This window comes from Streptomyces sp. NPDC007346 (genome assembly GCF_040703535.1).
Classification (GTDB): domain Bacteria; phylum Actinomycetota; class Actinomycetes; order Streptomycetales; family Streptomycetaceae; genus Streptomyces.
In genome coordinates this window covers 70,108-90,779 of record NZ_JBEYKR010000008.1, presented here as the reverse complement: position 1 = coordinate 90,779, position 20,672 = coordinate 70,108, and the positions used below count along the sequence as shown (strand labels likewise).

23 protein-coding genes and 1 pseudogene are annotated in these 20,672 nt (G+C 69.9%); 11 read left to right on the top strand and 13 right to left on the bottom strand.

Annotated features, from left to right (window positions below; translation table 11 throughout):
* Positions 1 to 144: 144 nt before the first annotated feature.
* A complete protein-coding gene (locus AB0917_RS04705; protein WP_366817999.1) occupies positions 145 to 1,302 on the bottom strand; it encodes a type II CAAX endopeptidase family protein in 1,158 nt (385 codons plus the stop codon).
* A gap of 304 nt (positions 1,303 to 1,606) precedes the next feature.
* Here AB0917_RS04705 and AB0917_RS04700 point away from each other — a divergent pair, with 304 nt between their 5' ends.
* On the top strand, positions 1,607 to 2,392 hold the full coding sequence (locus AB0917_RS04700; RefSeq protein ID WP_366817998.1) for an SAM-dependent methyltransferase: 786 nt from the start codon (positions 1,607 to 1,609) through the stop codon (positions 2,390 to 2,392).
* A 16-nt stretch (positions 2,393 to 2,408) separates the two neighbouring features.
* Here the strand turns inward: AB0917_RS04700 and AB0917_RS04695 are convergent, their stop codons facing one another.
* From AB0917_RS04695 to AB0917_RS04685, 3 genes are all read right to left on the bottom strand, one after another.
* A complete protein-coding gene (locus AB0917_RS04695) occupies positions 2,409 to 3,053 on the bottom strand; it encodes a dihydrofolate reductase family protein (RefSeq protein ID WP_366817997.1) in 645 nt (214 codons plus the stop codon).
* 309 nt (positions 3,054 to 3,362) lie between these two features.
* The gene (locus AB0917_RS04690) at positions 3,363 to 3,932 is read right to left on the bottom strand and encodes a TetR/AcrR family transcriptional regulator (RefSeq protein WP_366817996.1); all 570 of its coding nucleotides are present in this window, start codon (positions 3,930 to 3,932) and stop codon (positions 3,363 to 3,365) included.
* Positions 3,933 to 3,993: 61 nt separating this feature from the next.
* Positions 3,994 to 4,212 (bottom strand): hypothetical protein, encoded by a 219-nt coding sequence (locus AB0917_RS04685; protein ID WP_366817995.1) that lies wholly within the window; start codon positions 4,210 to 4,212, stop codon positions 3,994 to 3,996.
* A gap of 4 nt (positions 4,213 to 4,216) precedes the next feature.
* On the opposite strand from AB0917_RS04685, the gene AB0917_RS04680 reads away from it, so the two are divergent.
* From AB0917_RS04680 to AB0917_RS04670, 3 genes are all read left to right on the top strand, one after another.
* Positions 4,217 to 5,083 carry a chlorophyllase gene (locus tag AB0917_RS04680; protein WP_366817994.1) on the top strand — a complete coding sequence of 289 codons (867 nt, stop codon included), beginning with the start codon at positions 4,217 to 4,219 and terminating at the stop codon, positions 5,081 to 5,083.
* An 82-nt stretch (positions 5,084 to 5,165) separates the two neighbouring features.
* The gene (locus AB0917_RS04675; RefSeq protein WP_366817993.1) at positions 5,166 to 5,444 is read left to right on the top strand and encodes a type II toxin-antitoxin system Phd/YefM family antitoxin; all 279 of its coding nucleotides are present in this window, start codon (positions 5,166 to 5,168) and stop codon (positions 5,442 to 5,444) included.
* A gap of 3 nt (positions 5,445 to 5,447) precedes the next feature.
* Entirely contained in the window at positions 5,448 to 5,726 is a 279-nt protein-coding gene (locus AB0917_RS04670) for a type II toxin-antitoxin system RelE/ParE family toxin (protein WP_366817992.1), read from the top strand.
* 19 nt (positions 5,727 to 5,745) lie between these two features.
* Here AB0917_RS04670 and AB0917_RS04665 read toward each other — a convergent pair whose 3' ends face one another.
* Positions 5,746 to 6,177 (bottom strand): hypothetical protein, encoded by a 432-nt coding sequence (locus AB0917_RS04665; RefSeq protein ID WP_366817991.1) that lies wholly within the window; start codon positions 6,175 to 6,177, stop codon positions 5,746 to 5,748.
* 82 nt (positions 6,178 to 6,259) lie between these two features.
* Between AB0917_RS04665 and AB0917_RS04660 the strand changes: the two genes are divergently transcribed.
* Both AB0917_RS04660 and AB0917_RS04655 read left to right on the top strand, forming a co-directional pair.
* Complete coding sequence (locus AB0917_RS04660; protein ID WP_366817990.1) at positions 6,260 to 7,087, top strand: helix-turn-helix transcriptional regulator; 828 nt, start codon at positions 6,260 to 6,262, stop codon at positions 7,085 to 7,087.
* Positions 7,084 to 7,323 (top strand): DUF397 domain-containing protein, encoded by a 240-nt coding sequence (locus tag AB0917_RS04655; RefSeq protein WP_366817989.1) that lies wholly within the window; start codon positions 7,084 to 7,086, stop codon positions 7,321 to 7,323. Before AB0917_RS04660 ends, AB0917_RS04655 begins: the two co-directional genes overlap by 4 nt.
* Positions 7,324 to 7,424: 101 nt before the next feature.
* On the opposite strand, the gene AB0917_RS04650 is transcribed toward AB0917_RS04655, so the two are convergent.
* Together AB0917_RS04650 and AB0917_RS04645 are read right to left on the bottom strand one after the other, a co-directional pair.
* The gene (locus tag AB0917_RS04650) at positions 7,425 to 7,763 is read right to left on the bottom strand and encodes a hypothetical protein (RefSeq protein ID WP_366817988.1); all 339 of its coding nucleotides are present in this window, start codon (positions 7,761 to 7,763) and stop codon (positions 7,425 to 7,427) included.
* A gap of 303 nt (positions 7,764 to 8,066) precedes the next feature.
* The gene (locus AB0917_RS04645; RefSeq protein WP_366817987.1) at positions 8,067 to 8,486 is read right to left on the bottom strand and encodes a hypothetical protein; all 420 of its coding nucleotides are present in this window, start codon (positions 8,484 to 8,486) and stop codon (positions 8,067 to 8,069) included.
* A gap of 527 nt (positions 8,487 to 9,013) precedes the next feature.
* Between AB0917_RS04645 and AB0917_RS04640 the strand changes: the two genes are divergently transcribed.
* The gene (locus AB0917_RS04640) at positions 9,014 to 9,547 is read left to right on the top strand and encodes a GNAT family N-acetyltransferase (protein WP_366817986.1); all 534 of its coding nucleotides are present in this window, start codon (positions 9,014 to 9,016) and stop codon (positions 9,545 to 9,547) included.
* A 6-nt stretch (positions 9,548 to 9,553) separates the two neighbouring features.
* Here the strand turns inward: AB0917_RS04640 and AB0917_RS04635 are convergent, their stop codons facing one another.
* Positions 9,554 to 9,925 carry a hypothetical protein gene (locus tag AB0917_RS04635; RefSeq protein ID WP_366817985.1) on the bottom strand — a complete coding sequence of 124 codons (372 nt, stop codon included), beginning with the start codon at positions 9,923 to 9,925 and terminating at the stop codon, positions 9,554 to 9,556.
* Positions 9,926 to 10,067: 142 nt separating this feature from the next.
* Here AB0917_RS04635 and sigJ point away from each other — a divergent pair, with 142 nt between their 5' ends.
* Positions 10,068 to 11,030, top strand: coding sequence for an RNA polymerase sigma factor SigJ (sigJ, locus tag AB0917_RS04630; RefSeq protein ID WP_366817984.1), 963 nt, complete (start codon positions 10,068 to 10,070; stop codon positions 11,028 to 11,030).
* A 64-nt stretch (positions 11,031 to 11,094) separates the two neighbouring features.
* Here the strand turns inward: sigJ and AB0917_RS04625 are convergent, their stop codons facing one another.
* The 3 genes from AB0917_RS04625 to AB0917_RS04615 all read right to left on the bottom strand — a co-directional run bounded on the left by AB0917_RS04625 (position 11,095) and on the right by AB0917_RS04615 (position 15,390).
* On the bottom strand, positions 11,095 to 11,421 hold the full coding sequence (locus tag AB0917_RS04625; protein WP_366817983.1) for a nuclear transport factor 2 family protein: 327 nt from the start codon (positions 11,419 to 11,421) through the stop codon (positions 11,095 to 11,097).
* A gap of 243 nt (positions 11,422 to 11,664) precedes the next feature.
* A complete protein-coding gene (locus AB0917_RS04620) occupies positions 11,665 to 11,823 on the bottom strand; it encodes a hypothetical protein (protein WP_366817982.1) in 159 nt (52 codons plus the stop codon).
* 324 nt (positions 11,824 to 12,147) lie between these two features.
* Complete coding sequence (locus AB0917_RS04615) at positions 12,148 to 15,390, bottom strand: RHS repeat-associated core domain-containing protein (RefSeq protein WP_366817981.1); 3,243 nt, start codon at positions 15,388 to 15,390, stop codon at positions 12,148 to 12,150.
* Between the two features lie 334 nt (positions 15,391 to 15,724).
* Between AB0917_RS04615 and AB0917_RS04610 the strand changes: the two genes are divergently transcribed.
* Positions 15,725 to 16,129, top strand: a complete 405-nt coding sequence (locus AB0917_RS04610) for a hypothetical protein (protein ID WP_366817980.1) — start codon at positions 15,725 to 15,727, stop codon at positions 16,127 to 16,129.
* Between the two features lie 191 nt (positions 16,130 to 16,320).
* Here the strand turns inward: AB0917_RS04610 and AB0917_RS04605 are convergent.
* Positions 16,321 to 16,529, bottom strand: a pseudogene (locus AB0917_RS04605) (short-chain dehydrogenase); the annotation flags it as partial.
* A gap of 266 nt (positions 16,530 to 16,795) precedes the next feature.
* Between AB0917_RS04605 and AB0917_RS04600 the strand changes: the two are divergent.
* Both AB0917_RS04600 and AB0917_RS04595 read left to right on the top strand, forming a co-directional pair.
* The gene (locus tag AB0917_RS04600) at positions 16,796 to 17,599 is read left to right on the top strand and encodes an SDR family oxidoreductase (protein ID WP_366818025.1); all 804 of its coding nucleotides are present in this window, start codon (positions 16,796 to 16,798) and stop codon (positions 17,597 to 17,599) included.
* Between the two features lie 90 nt (positions 17,600 to 17,689).
* Entirely contained in the window at positions 17,690 to 19,891 is a 2,202-nt protein-coding gene (locus AB0917_RS04595) for a serine/threonine-protein kinase (RefSeq protein ID WP_366817979.1), read from the top strand.
* A gap of 138 nt (positions 19,892 to 20,029) precedes the next feature.
* Here the strand turns inward: AB0917_RS04595 and AB0917_RS04590 are convergent, their stop codons facing one another.
* Positions 20,030 to 20,524, bottom strand: a complete 495-nt coding sequence (locus AB0917_RS04590; protein ID WP_366817978.1) for a cupin domain-containing protein — start codon at positions 20,522 to 20,524, stop codon at positions 20,030 to 20,032.
* Positions 20,525 to 20,672: the final 148 nt, after the last annotated feature.

Sequence of the window (20,672 nt, the reverse complement as noted above, 5' to 3'; positions counted from 1 at the left end):
CCGGCCCCGGACGACGGCCTACCCGTCCGCCCCCTCGCGCGACCACCGGCACACCCACCCAGCCCCAGCCCCGGTGCCAGCACCGGCACCGGGGCCGGCACCGGCCCCGGCACCGGCCCCGGCGCAACGTAAAACGCGGGAAGTTCAGGCACTCACCCGCTCGACCCCCCGCCGGTCCGCCATCCGTGCCATGACCAGGCAGTACAGCGGGGCGAAGACGAACTCGACGACCATCGACTGCCAGGGCGCGTCGGCCGCCGTCCCGGTGGAGGCGAGTTCCCCGAAGCCCGCCGCGAGGCCGAAGGCGAGCAGGTTGTTGGCGACGTGCAGGGCGATCACCGCCTCCAGGCCTCCGGTGCGGATCACCAGCCAGCCCCACCACAGCGCCGAGTAGAAGAGCAGGACGAACCCGGTGAGTTCGCCGAACCCGTGCGCCAGGGCGAACAGGAGCGACGCGAGGACGACGGCGGGCCACGGCGAGCGCACGGCCCGCCCGATCACCTGGACGAGCCAGCCCCGGAAGACGTACTCCTCCGCCGCCGCCTGGAACGGCACCAGCGCCGCCAGCACGACCAGGCTCACCAGAAAGGCGGTCCAGCCGGGGAAGCCGTCCCCGGCCGGTTCGGCCGGCTCCTCCCCCCAGGACCAGGCGAACAGCACCCCGAACTGGACGATGATCAGCGGAAAGGCGACGGCGGCGCACAGCCCGAGCCACCTCCACCGCAGCCGTCCGACGACCGAGGAGACCGTGCCGGCCGGGCGCCTGCCCAGGTAGCGGGCGCCCCACAGGACGATGGGTATCCCGATCGCGATACCGACGAGCTGGATGGCCATGTCGGCGACCGGGTCCTCGAAGAACGCCTCGCTCTCCGCCGACACGGGCTCCGCGTCCAGCACCGCCGCGAGGACGGCCCCGATGCCGGAAACCACCACGATGGCGACGAAGACCAGGAACACGACGAGCGACAGCTCCCCGAGCCACCCGAACCGCCCGCCCTGCCCGTTGCGCCCCTGCTGGTCGTAGCGCGACCCGGCCTCGGCACGTACGGGACCGGGCGGCGGGACGGGCCCGTACGGAGGGGCGTACCCGTACGGGGGCACCGGCCCGTACGAGGGGGCGGCCCCCGGCGGAGGGCCCTGCCAGCCCTGCTGCCAGGCGGGTCCGCCGCCCTGCTGCCCGCCGGGGCCGACCCCGGCGCCCTGCTGCCGGCCGGGGCCGCCGGACGGAGGCGCGGGCGGCACGGGCGGCTGGGGCGAGGACGAGGGCGGGTCCCACGGCGAAGGAGGTATGTCAGGTTCCACACCTGGGATCTTGCGGGCGCCCGGCACCCGAGGTCAATGCGGCACCGGGCCGCCCGCGCTCGCAGCCGTACGCAGACCAACGCGCCCGGAACCCAACACCACACCACCGCGCCGAAGTTGCTGTGCCAGACTCCTCCGACGGAAGGATCCACACGCCCACACACTCCACGTCAACGCACCCCACGCCCCACGTCCACACGCCCCACGTCAACGCGCCCCACGTCAACGCGCCCGACGTCAACACATCCCACGCCCACACGCCCCACGCCCACACGTCCACATCCCCCCGCCCCGGGAGTCCGGCATGACGACAGAACTGCCCCACCCCCCGATCGACACCAGCAGGCCCCACTCGGCACGGGTCTACGACTGGCTGCTCGGCGGCAAGGACAACTACCCCGTGGACCAGGCGGTGGCCGAACACCTCCCCGTCGAGGCCAAGATCGGCGCCCGCCAGAACCGGGCCTTCATGAACCGCGCGACGGCCTGGCTGGCGGGCGAGGGCGTGACGCAGTACCTGGACATCGGTACGGGCATCCCCACCGCCCCGAACCTGCACCAGATCGCCCAGGAGATCCGCCCCTCCTCCCGGGTCGTCTACTGCGACAACGACCCCATCGTCCTGCGCCACGCGGAAGCCCTGCTGGTCAGCCGGCCGGAGGGCGCCACCGACTACGTCCACGCCGACGTGCGCGAGCCCGCCGCCATCCTCGAAGCCGCGCGCAAGGTACTGGACTTCGACCGCCCGGTGGCCCTCTCCCTCCTCGGCCTCCTCCACTTCCTGCCCGACGACGAGGACCCGCGCGGCATCCTCCGTACGCTCACGAGCGCCCTTGCCCCCGGCAGTTACGCCGTCCTCTCGCAGGGCGCCTCCGATGTGAACCCCGAGGGCGGGCAGCAGGGGACCGACGAGTACAAGAAGGGCGGCATCCGGCTGGCGCTGCGGACCCGCGAGGAGTTCGCGCGGTTCTTCGAGGGCCTGGAGCTCGTGGAGCCCGGCCTGGTGACGGCCCCCGAATGGGTCCACGGCCCGCCGGCCCCCGTACCGGAGGAGAGCGGGCTGTACGTGGCGGTCGCGCGGGTTCCGTAAACGGGCCGGGGCCCCCTCACTTCCGCCAGAACAGGTGGTGCGTCACCCCGCTCGGGCTGGGCACGGCCTCCAGGTGGAACCGGTCGAGCAGCTCGTCGGGCGACTCCCAGAGCCGCAGCCCGGTCCCGAGCTTCACCGGCGAGACCACCACATGCAGGGTGTCGACGAGATCGGCGTCGAGGAACTCCCGGATGGTGGTGACCCCGCCGCCGAGCCGCACGTCCTTGCCCTGGGCCGCCTCCCGCGCCTGCGCGAGAACGTCGGCCGGCTCGCCGCCGACGAAGTGGAACGTGGTGTCGGAGAGCGTGAACGAGGGGCGCTCGTGGTGGGTCATGACGAACACCGGCGTACGGAACGGGGGCTCCTCGCCCCACCAGCCGCGCCACGCGTGGTCGGGCCAGGGCCCGCGCTGGGGGCCGAACTTGTTCCGGCCCATGATCTCGGCGCCGATGTTGCGGCCGTAGTCCCGCGTGAAGTAGTCGTCCAGCCCCCGGCTTCCCCCCGGGTCCGTACGCATCGGCCAGCTCGCCGTGGCGCCGGCCCAGGAGAACAGTCGCTCCGGCTCGACATGGCCGAAGGGCCTCTCCAGGGTCTGGTCCTCACCGGCCGCGACTCCGTCACTGGAGACGGTGAAATTCTGGACCCTCAGCAGCTGAGCCATGTGTTCCTCCCTGTGTGGTCGACGACGACACGACACGACATGACGACACGACACGCGTAGTGAACGCCGCATCCACGCGTAGTGAACGCGGCATCGTGGAGCAGATCAGCGGTGACACGCACATCGGTGAGCGCTTCCGACGCGATCAGCCGCAGACGTGTTCCTGGTGACGATGCTGCCACCAGCCTCTGACAACGGGCTCGTCCCCGTACCGCTCCCAGGCCGCACCGGAACCCACCGCACCATCCCCGACCAGGCACGCAGCGGGCGCGCAGCAGGCGGTGGGAGCGGCCGGACCGGGTTCTGCCGCTAGGCCTCGCGACGGCATCCGTCGAGGAGCGTGGCGACCATGTGCCTGGCGTCGGCCCGGTCGTAGTCGGGGCCGGTGATGGAGAGGTTCCCGATGGCGCGCATGAGCGTGTAGGCGGTGATGCCGGGGCGGAGTTCGCCGGCGTCGGCACAGGCCTCGAGCAGCGTCGCGCAGGCCGGGACCAGAGTGTCGAGCATGAGGGTGTGGAGGTTCTCCAGCCCCGGGTCGTCGGACCCCAGCGCGGCGCCCAGACCGTGCTTGGTCACCAGGAACTCCACGAACGCGTCCGCCCAGCGGGTCAGCGCGGTGAACGGGGAGGCGGATTCCTCCAGGAGCTGGGGCGCGAGTGCGGCGCAGGTGTCGATCTGGTGCCGGTAGACGGCGGTGACGAGGTCCGCCCGGGTCGGGAAGTTCCGGTAGATCGTGCCGACGCCGACGCCCGCGCGCTGGGCGATGTCGCGAATCGGGGCCTGGACGCCCTGGTCCACGAAGACCGCCGCTGCGGCCGCCAGCACGCCACTGCGGGTGCGCTGTGCCTGTGCCTGGCGTACTCCGACCGGTTCGGGCACGGGATCCCCTTTGCTCGCGGAACAATGTTCCGCTAAATTGGCGGAACGGCGCTCCGCCAAATTATGGCAGAGCGATCCCACGGCGAAAGCGCAGGTCTCCCATGCCTTCCATGCCTTCCATGCCTTCCACGGCCGCCATGTCTTCCACGGCCGCCACGCCCTCCATACCTTCCACGGCCTCCCCGGCCCCCACGGCCTCTTCGGCGGCCCCCACGCCCTCCCCTGCCTCCACGGCCCCGATACCTTCCAGCCGCCTCGACCAGCAGACCTTCGCGGTCAAGCCCATGACCGTTCCCGTACCCGACCGCGGCATCGACCTACAGGTGAAGGTCACCGCCCCGCGGTCGGGCCAGAACCTGCCGGTCATCGTGTTCTCCCACGGCAACGCCTGGTCCCTGGACGGATACGGACCTCTCGTCGACCGCTGGGCCGCAGCCGGATTCGTCGTCGTGCAGCCCACCCACCTGGACTCCCGCCGCAACGGCCTCGGGTGGGACGACCCGCGCTTCGCCACCATCTGGCGCGTCCGGATCGCCGACCTCCACGCGGTCGTCGACGGCCTGGACGACATCCTCGGCCAGGCCGGCGGCCTGGAGACCCGCGTCGACCGTGGGCGCGTCGCGGTCGTCGGCCACTCCTGGGGCGCCCAGACCGCCGGCGCGCTCCTCGGCGCGCGCGTGCTCGACGCCGACGGCGTGCCCGGAGAGGATTTCTCGCACTCGGCGGTCTCGGCCGGCGCGCTGATCGCCGCGACCGGAACCGGCGACACCCTCACCCCGTTCGCCGTCGAACATCTTCCGTTCATGCGGCCGGACTACTCCACCATGACCACCCCGGCCCTGGTCATCGCGGGCGGCAAGGACCGGTCCCAGCTCTCCACGCGGGGGCCGGAGTGGTTCACGGACGCCTACCACCTCAGCCCGCCCCCGAAGAGCCTGCTCGCCATCGCCGAGGGCGAGCACACCCTCGGCGGCCTCGCGGGCGAGATGGTCGCCGAGACCACCGACGAGGAACCCGCCCGCGTCGCCCTCGTCGCCGACGCGATCTCCGCGTACCTCCTGGACGCCTTCGAGCTGAGTGGCACCGAGTGGAGGGACCTCGGCGCGGAGGCCACCACCGACGACAGCGCGTGGAGCATTTCCAGCAAGTGAACTATCGAGGCCGCGCTGTCGCCCTGCGCCACCCAACCCATCCCACCTCGTGTGACAGATGTACACCTGGTACATTCATGTCATGAGTGAGCCTGCAATCGAGTCCATGGCCGAGGTCCGCAAGCACCTCGCGGATGTCATCGACCGCGCCCGCCGCGACGAGACACCCACGATCATCACGCGCCGCGGCAAGAGTGAGGCCGTCCTCATCGACATCGACGAGTACCGTCGCCTGCGCGAAGCCGATGAACGGTACGAGGACGAATGGCTCAACCGCCTCGCCGACCAGGCCGAGTCCGAAGGCACCGAGGGTTCGGTGTCCCTGGAAGAGATGGCCGCACTCCTCCGGTCGGCCAACTGATCCATGGGCCACGTCACCCGTTTCACGGTCCACGCACAGCGCAGCCTTCTCAAGGTCCCCCTGCCGGACGCCCGACGCATCCTCGGCCGCTTGGCGGATCTCCAAAAGGCCTTGGACACCGGCGACCTCTCCGGGTTCGACGTCAAACCGCTCCAGGGCCACCACGCCCGCTGGCGTCTCCGAGTGGGGAACTACCGGGCCGTCTACACCGTCGAGGACGGTCAGCTCATCGTCTGGGTGCTGGCGGTCGGCCATCGGCGCGAGATCTACCGCGGCCACTGAACGCGCCGACACGCGCCGATCACTCCTTCACCGCGTGCCCCTCCCGCGCCCGCAGCCAGGCCATCTCGTGCAGCAGCTCCGCATCCACGAACGGGTCCTGTGCCGTGGGCCGCGACCGCCAGTCCAGCGGCCAGGTCATCCCGTCCAACGCGGGCACCCCCACGAACGCCGCACCCCGAGCATTGCGGTTCATCGCCTCCACCCCGGGCGGCCACCGGTGCCCGGCAGCCGTACCGGGCGCGAGCAGGAAGTACATGCTGCGCTCCCCGATTCCCGAGCGGACGATCGGCCCGGCATGGAAGTCGGTGAACTGCATGATCTCGTAGGCAATTTCCTCGCCCAGCATGCCGATGGCCCGGACGGCGTCGAAGTGGATGCCCACGTGACGGAGGGCGTGGCCGGAGGCGGGGATCCAGGACGGCACCGGATCCAGTGAATTTCGGAGTTCCATGCGCTAAGCGTTGCGGCGGACACGTACCGTGACCAGAGTCACAAGCAAGTTGTGGACAGTGGTGTACATACGAGGTGAGCCCGTGCACTCCAGTGATCAGCCCGAAAGCGCCGCCGAGATGTTCGGACTGCTGCTCAGGCACTTCCGCGAGCGGGCCGGCCTGTCGCAGGAGCAGTTGGGCAAGCGGATCGGCTACTCCAAGTCCCAAGTAGCCATGGTGGAACGGGGCGCACGACCGCCGAAGGGCGTCTTCGTGCAGCGGGCGGATGAGGTGCTGGGTGCACAAGGTGCACTGATCGTCGCCGCGCCGAAGCCGCCGAAGCAGTCGAGGCAGCGCAGTCCGCTGCCGGACTGGTTCACGCCGTTCGCGGACGAGGAAGAGAAGGCGTGGGCCCTGCACACGTACGAGAACCAGGTCATTCCCGGCCTTCTCCAGACGGAGGCGTACGCGCGGGCGGTCTTCATGAGCCGCTACCCGAACTACGACGACGAGGAGATCGAGGCGAAGGTCGCTGCACGACTCGAACGACAGAAGTTGCTGTCCCGCAGGCCGCTGCCCGACATCAGCTTCGTCCTGGAGATGATCGTGCTGACCCGGCCGATCGGCGGCCGTCGGGTGATGAAGGCCCAGCTCCACCATCTCGCCGATGTGGCGCGGCTCCGGCACGTACGCATCCAGCTGATGGACCCCTACCGCGAGGACCACGCGGCGCTGGACGGGCCCTTCGTCCTGCTGGAGACCGACAAGCGCCAGCAGCTCGCCTATATCGAGGGGCAGGGCGGCAGCTTCTTCGTCACCGAACATCCGCAACTGGGGAACCTGTTCGGCAAGTATGGCGTCACACGGGCCCAGGCTTACACTCCGGAGAGGACCCTGGAAACGATCGAAAAGATGGCAGAGGAACTATGAGCACTGGCCTCCACTGGTTCAAGTCCAGCTACAGCGGCAGCGAGGGCGGCAACTGCGTAGAGGTGGCGCTCACCTGGTCCAAGTCCACCTACAGCGGCAGCCAAGGCGGCGACTGCATCGAGGTCGCCACCTGCCCCCACACCGTCCACGTCCGCGACTCCAAGGACGTCACCGTCCCCGCGCTCGCCGTCTCCCCTGCCTCCTGGGCGTCGTTCGTGGACTTCGCCGCCTCCTGAAGTTCCCTCCGCACAGGTGCGAGGGCAACCCGCTTCCCCGGCGGGTTCCAGGGACGGGCATCGCCGTTTCGCAGCCGGAGGATTCGTCCGGCTACGTTCGCTCAGGCGAGTCCGATGGCCAGGAAGAACGGGGCGAGGGTCAGCGTCACCGACAGGGGCCAGTACGGGTACGGCGGCGCTTCGGTGAACAGCCTGCCCCGCATCCACAAATTGATCAGGGCCCAGACGCCTCCGAAGCAGGCGACCACCGGGACGACGATGACCAGCCACAACAGCATCCCGTCGTCCTCGTTGGGGTCCCGCCGTGTCCATCCCAGCTCCGCCAGCGGCCCGTTGGACAGGAAGTACCAGGTCAGGAAGATCGGCACCATGGCCGGAATCCCGAACAGCAGGTTCACGACCACCGGGACGAAGGACTTCCACAACCGCGCGTTCTTCACGAGACCTCCGGGTCCAGCTGGCTCGACTGAGCCTGTCGCAGCTCTCCAGGACGTTGTACAGGCCGATCAGCTCACGACCGTACTGCGCTGCGCTGCGGCGTCTCCGATGCCGGGCTCGTCCGGCCTTCGCCGCCGGCAGGCACGTGTCGGTCGGAAAATCTCTGCACCGATCCCTACGCCTTGCGATCGTGCTCCACGGGATCGCGCAGGCCGCGCGCCGGTCAGGTGCGTCCGGAGCAGGGAGCGGGAAGTTGCAGATGCGGGTCCGTCCGTTCGAGGCGCGCGACGCGAGAGCCGCGGAGCCTACGCGTACGGCACCACCACGACCTGCACGTCGTCCTCATAGATGACGCGCCCCGGATCCGCGGAACGCAGGAGCCGGCAATCGACGCCGTGGGCCGCGAGAATTTCGAGATAGCCGGGGACCCTCGCGAGAAGATGCCTGGCCGACGGTTTGAACCATGCTGCCGCGCCGGGGTTGATCTCGTGGTCGTACACGGCAGGGTCGACGGTCGAGGGGTCCGTGTACGCGGCGTTGTACCAACTGTTGTGTTTACGGCGGAAGAGTTCCTGCTCCTCCGTCAGCCTGCCCTCCCGGGCGAGCATGTTGATGAGTCCGAAGACGCCGGTGAAGTGCCCTCTCCTGTTCCGGTGCGGCGACTGAAACCGTACGTAGTGGACGGCTTCGCTGCCGCTGCCGCTGCCGCTGCGGGTCAACTCCATGGGGCCATCCTTGCACCACGTTTCTTGCGCGCCACCTGGGTCATGACCGCCCCCGGCCCGGAGGCCGGGCACGCCTGATTCCTCAGCACCGGCCGTGGCGAACCACTCGCTGCGTCCCCGGCATATCGGTACGCTCCTGGTCCGCATATCGGTACGCTCCTGGTCCGCGCGGTCGCTCCGTAGCCGGGAGAGGGGGCGGCCCCGTCCCGCTACGGCCACTCGTACAGCCGGAACCGCTGCCGGAATGGAGCTGCTGACGTGACCTCCCTCTTTCCCGACTCCCTCGCCGAGGATCTCCTGACCGAGGCCCGGCGGAACGGCATCGAGAAGTATGTCGTCGGCGCGTTGATCACCGACGAGGGCGGCCGGGGCGGTCACCCTCTCCGAGCACGACGACTTCACCTGGGCCGATCGGGGCGACCTGCCGGCCGTCAGCGGCGAGACGCGCGCTCTGCTGACCGGCCGGGTGGGCTGGTGACGGCGTGGCCCGGGGGCCCTGCCGCCACCAGCCCGCCGGAGGCCCCCCGATGATCAGCTGGCGCAGGCTGACCGAGGACGGCTTCCCCCTGCTGATCTCCTGGCTGGAGCAGCCGCACGTGGCCCGGTGGTGGAACCACGAGACCTCGATCGAGGCCGTACGACGGGACTTCGGGGCCGCCGCCAGGGGTGAGGAGCCCTCGGAGGACCTGCTCGCCTGCCTGGACGGCAGCCCGGTCGGACTGGTGCAGCGGTGCCGCCTGGCCGACTACCCCGAGTATCTGGCAGAGATCGGCACGTTGATCGAGGTGCCTGCCGGGGCCATGACCATCGACTACCTGATCGGGGAGCCGACGCTCGTCGGCCGCGGGGTCGGGCCGCAGATGATCCGGTCGGCCGTCCAGGCGATCTGGGACGAGCATCCCGATGCCCCCTGTGTTCTGGTGGCCGTGTCGGCGGCCAACCGGGCGTCCTGGCGGGCGCTGGAGAAGGCCGGGCTGCGGCGGGTCGCCGAAGGCGACCTGGAGCCGGACAACCCCGTCGACGACCGGGCCCACTACCTCTACCGGGTCGATCGGCCCTGAGCGACGTCAACGGCGCCTGGCCAGCGCCAGCACGCTCAGCCCGAACATCAGGACTCCCAGCGGCAGATGGACCGACGGTAGGTGGGCGATGCCGACCGCGACCTGAGCCGAGGCGAGGGCCAGGAAGCCGGTCGCGTACCAGATCTGCCGGGGCGAACCGCCGCCCGGCCTCCAGGCCAGCACCGCCGCGAGCACGTACAGCATCGACGCCCCGTACATCACGCGCGCGCCGACGCTGTGCAGCACCTCCCCGTACTCCGTGGTGAACAGCAGTCCGGCGGAGATCGCCTGGACGAAGATGGTCAGGGTCTGGAGCGCGATCGTGATCCGCAGAAACGAGAAGCGGTGCTGCTGTGCCGTCGTCGCCTGGGTGGCCATGCCACGGTCCCCTTTTCCGCCCCTCCCCGGGGCAGTGGATCGGTAAGGTCTCACCAGTCCGACGACGCGGGCCTGCGATAGGTAAGGCGTAGGGGCGGTCCGGGGCGTGGGGGCGGTCCGGGGCGAAGGGGCGGTCTGGGGCGTGGGGGCAGCGGAGGCAGCCGGGGCAGCAGGGGCGAGCACCGATCCCGTAGCCGCTGAGCGACGTCAACTCGTCAACGTCGCCTACCGGTTGCTCGGCTCCCTGACCGAGGCCGAGGACGCCGTGCAGGAGGCCTACGCGCGCTGGTACGCGCAGCCGCCCGACCGACGGGACGAGATCCTCTCCCCCGGTGCCTGGCTGACGACGGTGACCGGCCGTATCTGTCTGGACGTGCTCGGCTCGGCGCGGGCCCGGCGGGAGCGCTATGTCGGCGCGTGGCTGCCCGATCCGCTGCCCGACCGTGCCGAGTGGAGCCGTGGCCGGGGCGAGGGCCCCACCGACCCCGCGACGCCCACCGACCCCGCGACGCCCACCGACCCCGCCGACCAGGTGGTCCTGGACGAATCGGTGACCATGGCCTTCCTCGTCGTACTGGAGTCGATGACGCCCGCCGAGCGGGTGGCGTTCGTCCTGCATGACGTCTTCCGCTACCCCTTCGCCGAGATCGCCGACGTCCTCGGCCGGACCCCCGCGGCCTGCAAGCAGCTCGCGGCCTCCGCCCGGCGGCGGGTGCGCGGCAGCCAGGCTCCGGTGTCGGCGGCCGGGCGGGCCGACGCGGTGCGGCGGGTCAAAGAGGCGTGGGAGGCCAGAGACATCCCGGCCCTCGTCGACCTGCTCGACCCCGCCGCCGTGCTGACCGCCGACGGCGGCGGCCTGGTCGGTACGGTCCTGCGTCCGATCGAGGGCGATGCGCGCATCGCCCAGTACATGGTCGCCATCGCCGACAAGGCGCCTGGCCTTGAGCTCCTGGAGCGGTCGGTCAACGGTGTGCCGGGGCTGGTGGCCCGACGCGCCGGCACCGTCATGACCGTGGCCTCGTTCGATGTTGCCGACGGCCGTGTCACCCGGATCTGGGTGGTCCGCAATCCGGAGAAGCTGCGGCCGTGGCTGCGGGACGGGTAACGCGGGGCGTAAGGGCTTGCGGGCAGGCGGGTCAGGCGGGTCAGGCAAGAAGAGGTCTCCGCGCTCAGGCCGGTGCCTGGCCCGTCTCGAAGCGGCTGATGCGGTCGCCGGTGACCGTGAAGACCCAGCGCGTCCGCATCGTGCCCCACATGTCGTTGGTGTAGTCGACGACGAGCGCGCGGCCGTCGTCCGAGGCGTCCACGACCTTCATCCTGCCGTTCGCCTTCGGGGAGAAGATCTCCTTCTCCGTCCAGGCCGCCAGATCCCGTTCGCTGCCGTCGTCGGACATCGTGGCGTCCTCGGTGAGAACGGCGGTGAAGGCGGACTCATCACCCGCGTTGACGGCGGCGACGAACTTCTCCACCACCGGGTCGCTGATCGATGTGGTCATGGTGTTCCTCCTCGGTACGGGTATGCCCGGGAGCGGGGCCCCGGAGACGCTTCCCGAGCCGAGTCTCCGCCGATGGGCTCGCCGCCGCATGTCGGAGTTTCGGCCGGCCGGGTGAGAGGGATCCTCACCGATGCCTTTCCCCTTCTTCGGCAATAGGGCGGTGGAGCAGTAGGGCGGTGGAGTCATAGGTACGGAATGGCTCCACCGCCCCTGCCTTTCCGGCCGAAGAATCCGGGCAACCGCTCACGACCTGACGTGCGTCGCCATGACGCCGGCGAGGCCACAGAGCGCGCCCGAGGAAAGGACAACTGCGAGCCATACGGGTCCGGCGATCACCGCCGTGACTGCTCCGATCAGCATCAGGAGCGTTCCCAGCACGGCGACGAGCTGTGCGAATTTCATGCGCAGGTCTCCATTCCCCAGGCAGCGCTTCCGCCTCCGGCAAGCAGGGTCCCGGTCGCGGTGAGGGGCCCGTCCGCCGGACGGGCCCCTCACCGGTGAGATATTCAGCCTCAGCGATTACTTCAGTGTTTCCGCATCGACCGAGCTTTGTGGAGCACCAGACCGACGGCGATTATTCCGCCGACGACCATTGCTGTGGTGCGGATTCCAGGATGCGCGTCGCCGGTGAAAGCGCTGACAATCACCGACGCGACCAGGAGTAGCACGGCCACGGGAACATAAAGTGGTGGGGTGCCTCGCTCTGCCATGTGTTTCTCCGCCTCTTCATGAGCAGTTCCCTGAGAGGCCGCAGCCGACTGTCACGGCCAGCCCGGTCTGAGCCCCGACAAGCCCGATGGCAGTGAGGACCGTCAGTGACGCTCCGCCGGTCGGGATAGCGGCAGCCAGCCCGACGACAGCGATCGTGGTGCTGATGGTGTCCATGACCGACCAGAGTCCGGTGGGGTCGATCTGGTTGACGGGGTCGCCTGCGGCGTAGAGGTAGGGGTTCTTCTCCTGGCCGGAGGGGTCGGGGGTGGTGAAGCGGCCGATGTTGGGGTCGTAGTAGCGGGCCGCGAAGTGGTACAGGCCGGTCGCGTCCTGGTAGCCGCCGGCGAAGCGGTACGGCTGCGGCACCTGCTCACTCGTGGTGGCGCGTTGCACGCCACGGGGGCTGTAGGCGTACGTGTTGACCTTGGTGCCGGTCTCGTCGGCCAGGGCGACCACGGATCCGAGCGCGTCGGTCAGGTAGTAGTGGTTCTTGCCCCCGCGGGTCATGGAGTTCAGCGTGCCCCCGGGTTCGCGGTTGAATCCGGTGTCCACTCCGGCGGTGCTGGTGGCGGAGAGGCCGAGCGGTCCGTTGTGGAAGAAGGTGTCGCCGAGCCTGATGCGCTCGGACTGGTCGGTGGAGCCGTACTGGCCCGCGTACGTCTTGCCGCCGGTGGTGACCGACGTCATCTGCGAGTAGTCCGACCACTTCGCCCCGGTGCGGGTGCCCTCAGGAGTCGGTGCACCGGCCGTCTCGTTGCCGATCCGGTCGTAGGACCAGTTCGCCGTGGAGCCGTCCTTCGCGGTGATCTGCTGCGCGTCGTTGACGGTGTAGGTGGTGCCGCGCGGGCAGCCCTTGTCGACGCCCTGCGAGGTGAGGTTGCCGGCGAGGTCGTAGCAGTACTGCCAGGAGGAGTTGAGGGTGGCGCCCTTGTTCTCCGCCGCGTACGAGAAGCGGCCGGCGCTGTCGTACTCGTAGCTCGTCTTCGTGCCGGCGACCGCGTCCGTCGAGGTGCGGGTCTTGCTGCCGTCGGTCGCGCCGCCGGTGCCGTAGCCGTAGGTGTACGTGAGGTCGACCAGGGTGCCCTTCGGGCTGGTGGCCTTGATCTTCTCCGGGCGGCCGGACTTGTCCGGGGTGACCGTGTGCACCGTGCTGCCGGGGTACGTGGTCGTGGTGCGGACGTCGTTGGCGTTGTACTCGTACGTCGTGACCTTGCCCTGGGGGTCCTTGAACTCCTTGAGCTTGTTGACCTTGTTCCAGGTGTAGTCGGTCAGGCCCGCCGGGTCCTTGTACGTGTCGACGTTGCCCGCCGGGGTGTAGGCCAGGACCGTCTGCGACCCGTTCTGGAGCGTGCGGACCGTCTCGCGGGAGAGCGGGTCGAACGCGTACGTGATCACACCCGTGCTGTCGGAGCGCTGGATGAGGTTGCCGTCGCTCTCGTACGTGTACCGGACGGTCGCGTTCGTGGAGGAGACCATCGTGACGCGGTCACGGTTGTCGTAGACGTAGACGGTCTTGATGCCCCGCCCGTCGATGACCGTCTCCGGGCGGCCCAGCGAGTCGTAGGTGTAGGCGCTGGTGCCCAGCGGGGAGGGCGGGGTGACCTTGGAGAGGTTGCCCTTGGCGTCGTAGGTGAAGGTGGTGGACGCCGACTTGGCCGCCGTCATCTTCGTGGTGACCTTGCAGGCCTGGCCCTGGAAGCCGCCACAGGTGGGGGTGGCGGGGTTGTAGTCGAAGGACTGGTTGCCGCCGCCGGTGCCCTCGACCGCGACGGACTTGGTGTTGCCCGCCGTGTCGTAGGTGTAGTTCGTCTTCTCGTCGTCCGCCGTCGTCAGCGTCCCGGGCAGGTCGGCTCCCGCGATGGTCTGATAGCCCGTCACGCTCGCCGTCGCCCCGGTGGGGAGAGTGGAGCCGGTGGGGTTGTTGCGGGCGTCCCAGCCATACGTGGTGACGTTCCCGCCCACGCCGCCGACACCCATGGCGTCGGCGGCCTCCTCCACGTTGCGGTTCGCGTCGTACTTCCTGGAGCGGGGGCGGTCGAGCGCATCGGTGACCTTCTGCACCTGGCCGTCCGCGTCGTGCTCGTACTTCGTCGCCTGCTGCTCCGGATCGGTGACCGTGGTCGTGCCGGCCGCCGAGGGGGTGGCGGCGGAGTAGGCGTAGCTCCAGGTCGGGCCGGTGTGGCCGGAACCGTTCAGCTCCGTGGCCCGGAGCATCGAGGTGACCCGGTTCTGGTTGTCGTAGGTGAAGACCGTCACCCGGCCGTTGGGGGTGGTGATCTTCGTCAGGCGGCGCGAGGAGTCGTAGCCGAAGAGCGTGGCCTTGCCCTCGGTGTCCGTCGTCTTCGCCAGGTCACCCGCCGGGTTGAGGTCGAGGACGGCGGTACGGCCGGTGTGGTCCTTGGCCTGCCACTGGTTCGGATACGTCTTGACCAGGTCCACCCACCGCCCGGAGCGGGTCTCGGTGAGCTTGAAGCCCTTGTGCTCGGAACCCTCGTCGTGCTGGGTGACGGTGATCGTGCCGTTGTTCTTGTCCGTCACCTTCGTCAGCGTGCCGTTGACGTTGTAGGTGTCCTTCGAGCCGGACTTGCGGTCGGTCAGCGTGTACGTGCCGTCCGCGTTCTTCTCGAGGTCCTTGGAGTAGCCCTTCGGGGTGGTGAGCGTCCCGTTGGACTCCTTGGCGAAGCGCAGGGCCCCGCCCGTGGCCTTGTACAGGACCACCTCGTCCGCCGCCGACAGGTTCAGGTAGCGCTCGTACTCCTGCCACCACCGCTGCGACACCTTGCCCCACGGGGCGTCCAGCGAGTTGTACGTACGGGCCAGCCGCAGCTTCTGCCCTACCCCCGCGACCTCGAAGTCCGTCCCCGCCAGCATCAGGTTGCCGTTGGAGTGGTTCACCCGGGCCACCAGCGAATCGGTGATCCGGAAGTCGGAGATCTCGTGCCACGGCACCGACCCCTGCCCCTCCGGCACATAGGCCGCAGTCGCGGCCGACGAGGAGCGCGACGCCACCGTGGCCGCCTTGCCCGGAGCGGGGGTTCGGGCACGCTTCTTTTCCGCCGCACGCCAGTCGGCCACCTCCTGCGGGGCGGGCGCCTGCGCCTGCGTGGGCACCGGCTTGTTGGAGCCGACCCTCACCGGCGGCATCTCCGCCTTCGGTCCGCCCGGTCCCCACACCGAGGCCGGCGCCGGGGTGTTCGCCGGGGTGTTCGCCGGGGTGGCGAAAGCGGGCAGCGCCGAAGCGCCGAGCGATACCACCACCAAGGCGGCGGTCAGAGCGTGTCTGCCGGATGTACGGGCACGCCGAAACGGCATACCGGAAGCACGCGGAACCATGCAAACCCCTAGAAAGAACATGCGTCACAGCAACCCCACCGGTCACTGGAGGTCGAACGCTGTCACGGGTTCTTCACGTAACACGAACACGTCCTCTACCAGAAACCCCCAAACGTGCCAGAACAAGCCGACCTTGCCGACCCTTATGTCCAGGAAAGCCCTGTGTTTCCCTTAACTTCCCTGGTGGCAACTGTTTGACCCTCAACTAAATGGGGCTGAAAACCACCCCTACAGGCAGGGGAACCTCGCACTCGAACTGATGAGCGGTCAATATCGGGCAGAGACGATCACGACGAACGGGGAGAAGATGAAGGGGTACGGGCCGCAGGCCAGACCCGAATTCCGCAGCATCGACCGCGCTACGCGCTGGTCCGGGGTGCTGCTGTGCTGGAGCCACGGAGCCGCCATGCTCGGCACCGCCGCCGAAGCCTTCTTCCACCCGACCGCCGACTGGTGGCCCCTCGTGTGGCCCGGGGCCTGGTTGCTGACGGGTGCCCTCCTGCTCTCCTGGGCCGCCCTGCGGGCCCGGCAGCGGCACCTGCTCCGGAACGCGGCGCAGGCCGAGGGCGATGAGACCTGCGCCAACGGCGCGGACTGCGGCTACGGCGGCTACGGCGCATGCGATACGGGCTGCGAGCCCCCGGCGTACGGACGCGCCGCCTGATCAGAGAGGCAGGCCGAACCCCCGCCGGGCCCGGGGCGGCGGAGGTGGGGGCGACGTACGGGTGGGCCCGGACCAGGAGCGCTCGGCCGCGCGGGTGGAACCCGCCCTCCTCCGCCGCGGCCACGAGGTGTTGCAGCCTGTGCAGGTCCAGGGTCACGCGGTCCTCCCGTACGTCTACGTCCGAAAGGGGATCAGCGGACCGTGCAGCCACCATTGGCGAAGATCGTCTGGCCGGGTGGTCCAGCCGCCCTCGGTGACCAGGAACCTCACCAGCGGCACGATGCCCTCGATCTCCGTCAGCCGACCGCCCACCGCCCACCGCCCGCGACGTGTGGAACTCCACCCGCTCCGGCGTCTCCTGCGGGTGGAAGAACGGCGTGTCCATCAGCTCCGGGGAAACACAAAGATCCTGTCGGCCCACCAGGAGGATGGATCAGCGCAGATCAGCGGGGGCACGAAGGTGCCGGGGCCATGGACGGGAAAGTCGTTGACGTACGCGTACGGATCACGAAGGATCGGCCCGTGACGATCAACGAACAGCCTTCGCCCGCCCAGGCACCGGCCTCGGAGGTGACCCCGGAAGGTGCCTCGGAGTCGCGGCCGGAGTCGGGGCCGGGACCGGGACCGGAGTCGGAATCAAAGTCGGAGTCGGCCCGCCCCGTCGCCCTGATCACCGGCGTCGGACGCAGCATCGGCATCGGCGCGGGCATCGCCTGGCAGCTCGCGGCCTCCGGCTGGGACATCGCCTTCACCTACTGGACGCCCTACGACCGGCGCATGGAGTGGGGCGCCGAGGACGGGGCCGCGACCGCCATCGCGGAGGAGCTGGAGGGCGCCGGAGCCCGTACGGCGGCCATCGAGGCGGACCTGACCGCCCCCGACGCCCCCGCCCGCATCTTCGACGCGGCGGAGCAGCGCCTCGGCCCGGTCACGGCGCTCATCCTCTCGCACGCGGAGTCGGTGGACTCGGGGCTCCTGGACACCACCGTGGAGGCGTTCGACCGGCACTTCGCCGTGAACACGCGGGCCAGTTGGCTGCTGATCCGCGAGTACGGGCTGCGCTTCCGCAGCGCGCGCGACAGCGCTTCCGACGGCGCTTCCGGCGACGTGCGAGGGGCCGCTCCGACCAGCGGGCCGAACACCGCCACGGGCCGCATCGTCGCGCTCACCAGCGACCACACCGTGGGCAACCTGCCCTACGGCGCGAGCAAGGGCGCCCTGGACCGCATCACCCTGGCCGCCGCCCACGAGCTGGCCCACCTCGGAGTGACGGCCAACGTCGTCAACCCCGGCCCGGTGGACACCGGTTGGATGAACGACGAGCTGCGCGACGCCCTGACCCGGGGCACCCCGCTGGGCCGCCTCGGCACGCCCCGGGACACCGCGCACCTGGTGGATTTCCTGTGCTCGCCGCAAGGTCAGTGGGTCAACGGGCAGTTGCTGAAGAGCAACGGCGGCGCGGCTTCCTGAGCCCGCCCGGTAACACCATCCGGCGCAACCCTGTGGAGCTCTGACGGAACGTCTACTGTGGCCTGGTCCATGTAGTGCACAGGGGGTCGCATGCAAGGCAGAGACAGGACCGGGTCCGGCGGAGCGAACGGCTGGTCCGCCGGTGGTCATGGCGGCCCTGAGGACCGCCGGGTGGGCGACCACCTCCCGCGCGCGGACTCCGAGGCACCGGCGGACTCCGGGGTATCGCGGGAATGGCCGCGCACTCCGCGGCGCGAGGCCTCCCCCGGCCGCCCCCAGGTGGTGATCGAGGGCCGCTACGAGCTGCTGGAACCGATCGGCAGCGGCGGCATGGGCGAGGTCTGGAAGGCCCACGACCGGCGGCTGCGCCGCTTCGTCGCCGTGAAGGGCCTGCTCGACCGGAACTCGATGACCGCCGGCACCCAGGCCTCGGCGATGCAGCGGGCCCGCCGCGAGGCGGAGGCGATCGCCAAGATCGAGCACCCGAACGTGGTGACGGTCCACGACCAGGTCGAGACCGACAACCAGGTCTGGATCGTGATGAAGCTGCTCGAAGCCAGGTCCCTCGCGGGTCTGCTGCGCGCCGAGAAGGTGCTCGCGGTGCCGAGGGCGGCGGACATCGGCCTCCAGATCCTCCAGGGGCTGCGGGCGGTGCACGCGGCGGCGGTCGTCCACCGCGATGTGAAGCCGGGCAATGTGCTGGTCCGGGACGACGGGTTGGCGATCCTGGTGGACTTCGGGATCGCGACGTTCGAGGGCGCCGCCCAGGTGACCCGGTCCGGCAGCGTCATCGGCACGCCCCGGTACCTGGCACCCGAACTCTTCGCGCCCGGCTCCCCCGGCCCCACCCCCGCCTCCGACCTGTGGGCGCTGGGGATCACGCTGTACGAGATGGTCGAGGGCCGGGTCCCCTTCGACGGCGGGGAGGTGTGGGAGGTCCAGGAGAACATCCGGCAGTCCCCCGACCCGGTCCTCCGGTACGCCGGCCCCCTCGGCCCGGTGATCCAGGGCCTCCTCTTCCCGGACCCGAACGAGCGCCTGGACGCGGCCACGGCGGAGGCGATGCTGCGGGAGGTGCTGGGCGACCCGCTCGCCCCGAACGCGGCGGCGGCCGGCGGGGCGACACACCCGCCGACGGCCGTGTCCGAACCGGCACCCGGCCCCGTACGCACCCCCGCCCCCGTTCCCGTCACTCCTCTTCCCGAACCGCTCGGCCCTCCCGTCCCCGCTGCGCCCAGGGCGCCGGGCGGTCGGGGGGCTCCGGACGGACCGCAGGCACCGGGAGGTCCGGGGGCACCGGGAGGTCCGGGAGCGCCGGACGGTCAGCGGGCGCCGCGCGGCCACCGGAAGCGACCATGGCTGAAGGCGGCGACGGCGACGCTGTGCGTGGCGCTGCTGGGCACGGCGGGCTGGCTGGTGGCGAACGGGATCGGCGGCGACAAGGCCGAGGGCGACAGCACCACGGCCGGCTCGGCCGGTTCAGCCGGCGACACCGTGCCGGAGAAGTGGAAGGACACGAACCACACCCTGAAGATCGGCATCAAGGACGACCAGCCGGGCCTGAGCATGTACGACGAGAAGACGGACACGTACTCCGGTTACGACATCGACCTGGCCTACGCCATCGCCGACCACATGGGGTACACCCGGGACGAGGTCGACTTCACCACGGTCCCGACCGACTACCGGAGCACCGCTCTCAAAGCGAAGCGGGTGGACCTCGTCATCGCCTCGTACAGCATCACGCCCGAACGGAAGACCGCGACGCCCGGCGGATACAGCGTCGACTTCGCGGGCCCGTACTACGAGGCGAGCCGGAGCTTCCTGGTCCGCGAGAAGTCGAGCAAGTACACGATCAACGACTCCAGCGACCTGCTCCGCCTGCGCGTCGAGGTGTGTACGGCACGGGAGTCGACGTACGAGACGGAGCTGCCCAAGCGGGGCTTCACGATGACGGAGTCCCAGCCCAACACGTACCAGGACTGCCTGGACAAGCTGCTGGACGTGAAGTCGGACGTCTACGCGGTGGCCTCGGACGACATCATCCTCGCGGGCTATGAGAAGGCCAACCCGGGCAAGGTGCGGCGGCTAGAGAACATCCAGGGCGTGGAGGGGTACGGCGTGGCGATGCGCCCCGAGACGCCACTCCTGAAGGGTGAGGTGTGCTCGGCGCTACGGAAGATCCTGGGCGGGCAGGTGTGGGAGGACATGTACACGAAGAACCTGTCAGCCCTGCTGGAGAAGAAGACCCCGCCGGGACGGCCTGACCTGACGCAGTGCGACGGACACTGAGGCAGGCTTACGGACCCGACCTCACCCACCGCACGAAGCACGAGAGACACCGAGGCAGGGTCGCGGGCCCGGCCTCACCGCACGAAGCACGAGGGGCACCGAGGCAGGGGTCACGGCCCTGGCCTCACCGCTCCGGCCTCACCGCTCCGGAAACCGCTCCCCGCACCGGCTGCAAAAAACGGGCGCGGAATCCTCGGACAACCGCCCGCACTCCGGGCAGACCCGATCCAGCATGCAGGGCCCTTCACCCCCTTCGTACGCCTCACCCGTCGGCGCTTTGATGGCCATCCCGGGCCGACGCCGATGAACGGTGAGATACGTCAGCCCGTCCGGCCCCGCGACGAGGGCCCGCCGGGAGGTCCGGGGCAACCAGACGACACTGGAGGCCCCCACCTCCAGGCCCTCTCCCCCGTCCCTCGTACGCACACGTCCCCCACCCTCCAGCACGACCAGGAACACATCGAGCACGTCCTCCTGATGCTCCCCGACCTCGGCCCCGGCCGGCAGCCGCACGAGATTGGCGTCCAACTCCCGCCCCGCCTCAGCCAGATGCCACAACGCCCCACGCCTTTCGGGGAGGGCGGAGGCAAGGATCTCGTTCAGGACGGCAAGCACCCGGGGAGTCACGTTCACGGCGCCCAGGTTACGCCCGGCCGAAGGCCCGAGACGACTCGCCCAAGAACCCGATAGCCGCCACGAAGGCTCGACGCCAAGGGAATTGCTGGGAGAACGGTAACAAACCAGCGCTATCACCAGCCCCTCGGACCAGTTTTATGGCCCG

Excerpts from the sequence above, each read along its gene's own strand:
- AB0917_RS04700 (WP_366817998.1), top strand. The coding sequence starts at position 1,607 with ATGACGACAGAACTGCCCCACCCCCCGATCGACACCAGCAGGCCCCAC.
- AB0917_RS04625 (WP_366817983.1), bottom strand. The coding sequence starts at position 11,421 with ATGACCACATCGATCAGCGACCCGGTGGTGGAGAAGTTCGTCGCCGCC.
- AB0917_RS04595 (WP_366817979.1), top strand. The coding sequence starts at position 17,690 with ATGCAAGGCAGAGACAGGACCGGGTCCGGCGGAGCGAACGGCTGGTCC.
- AB0917_RS04680 (WP_366817994.1), top strand. The coding sequence starts at position 4,217 with ATGACCGTTCCCGTACCCGACCGCGGCATCGACCTACAGGTGAAGGTC.
- AB0917_RS04640 (WP_366817986.1), top strand. The coding sequence starts at position 9,014 with ATGATCAGCTGGCGCAGGCTGACCGAGGACGGCTTCCCCCTGCTGATC.
- AB0917_RS04620 (WP_366817982.1), bottom strand. The coding sequence starts at position 11,823 with ATGAAATTCGCACAGCTCGTCGCCGTGCTGGGAACGCTCCTGATGCTG.
- AB0917_RS04675 (WP_366817993.1), top strand. The coding sequence starts at position 5,166 with ATGAGTGAGCCTGCAATCGAGTCCATGGCCGAGGTCCGCAAGCACCTC.
- AB0917_RS04695 (WP_366817997.1), bottom strand. The coding sequence starts at position 3,053 with ATGGCTCAGCTGCTGAGGGTCCAGAATTTCACCGTCTCCAGTGACGGA.
- AB0917_RS04645 (WP_366817987.1), bottom strand. The coding sequence starts at position 8,486 with ATGGAGTTGACCCGCAGCGGCAGCGGCAGCGGCAGCGAAGCCGTCCAC.
- AB0917_RS04610 (WP_366817980.1), top strand. The coding sequence starts at position 15,725 with ATGAGCGGTCAATATCGGGCAGAGACGATCACGACGAACGGGGAGAAG.
- AB0917_RS04670 (WP_366817992.1), top strand. The coding sequence starts at position 5,448 with ATGGGCCACGTCACCCGTTTCACGGTCCACGCACAGCGCAGCCTTCTC.
- AB0917_RS04655 (WP_366817989.1), top strand. The coding sequence starts at position 7,084 with ATGAGCACTGGCCTCCACTGGTTCAAGTCCAGCTACAGCGGCAGCGAG.
- AB0917_RS04635 (WP_366817985.1), bottom strand. The coding sequence starts at position 9,925 with ATGGCCACCCAGGCGACGACGGCACAGCAGCACCGCTTCTCGTTTCTG.
- AB0917_RS04665 (WP_366817991.1), bottom strand. The coding sequence starts at position 6,177 with ATGGAACTCCGAAATTCACTGGATCCGGTGCCGTCCTGGATCCCCGCC.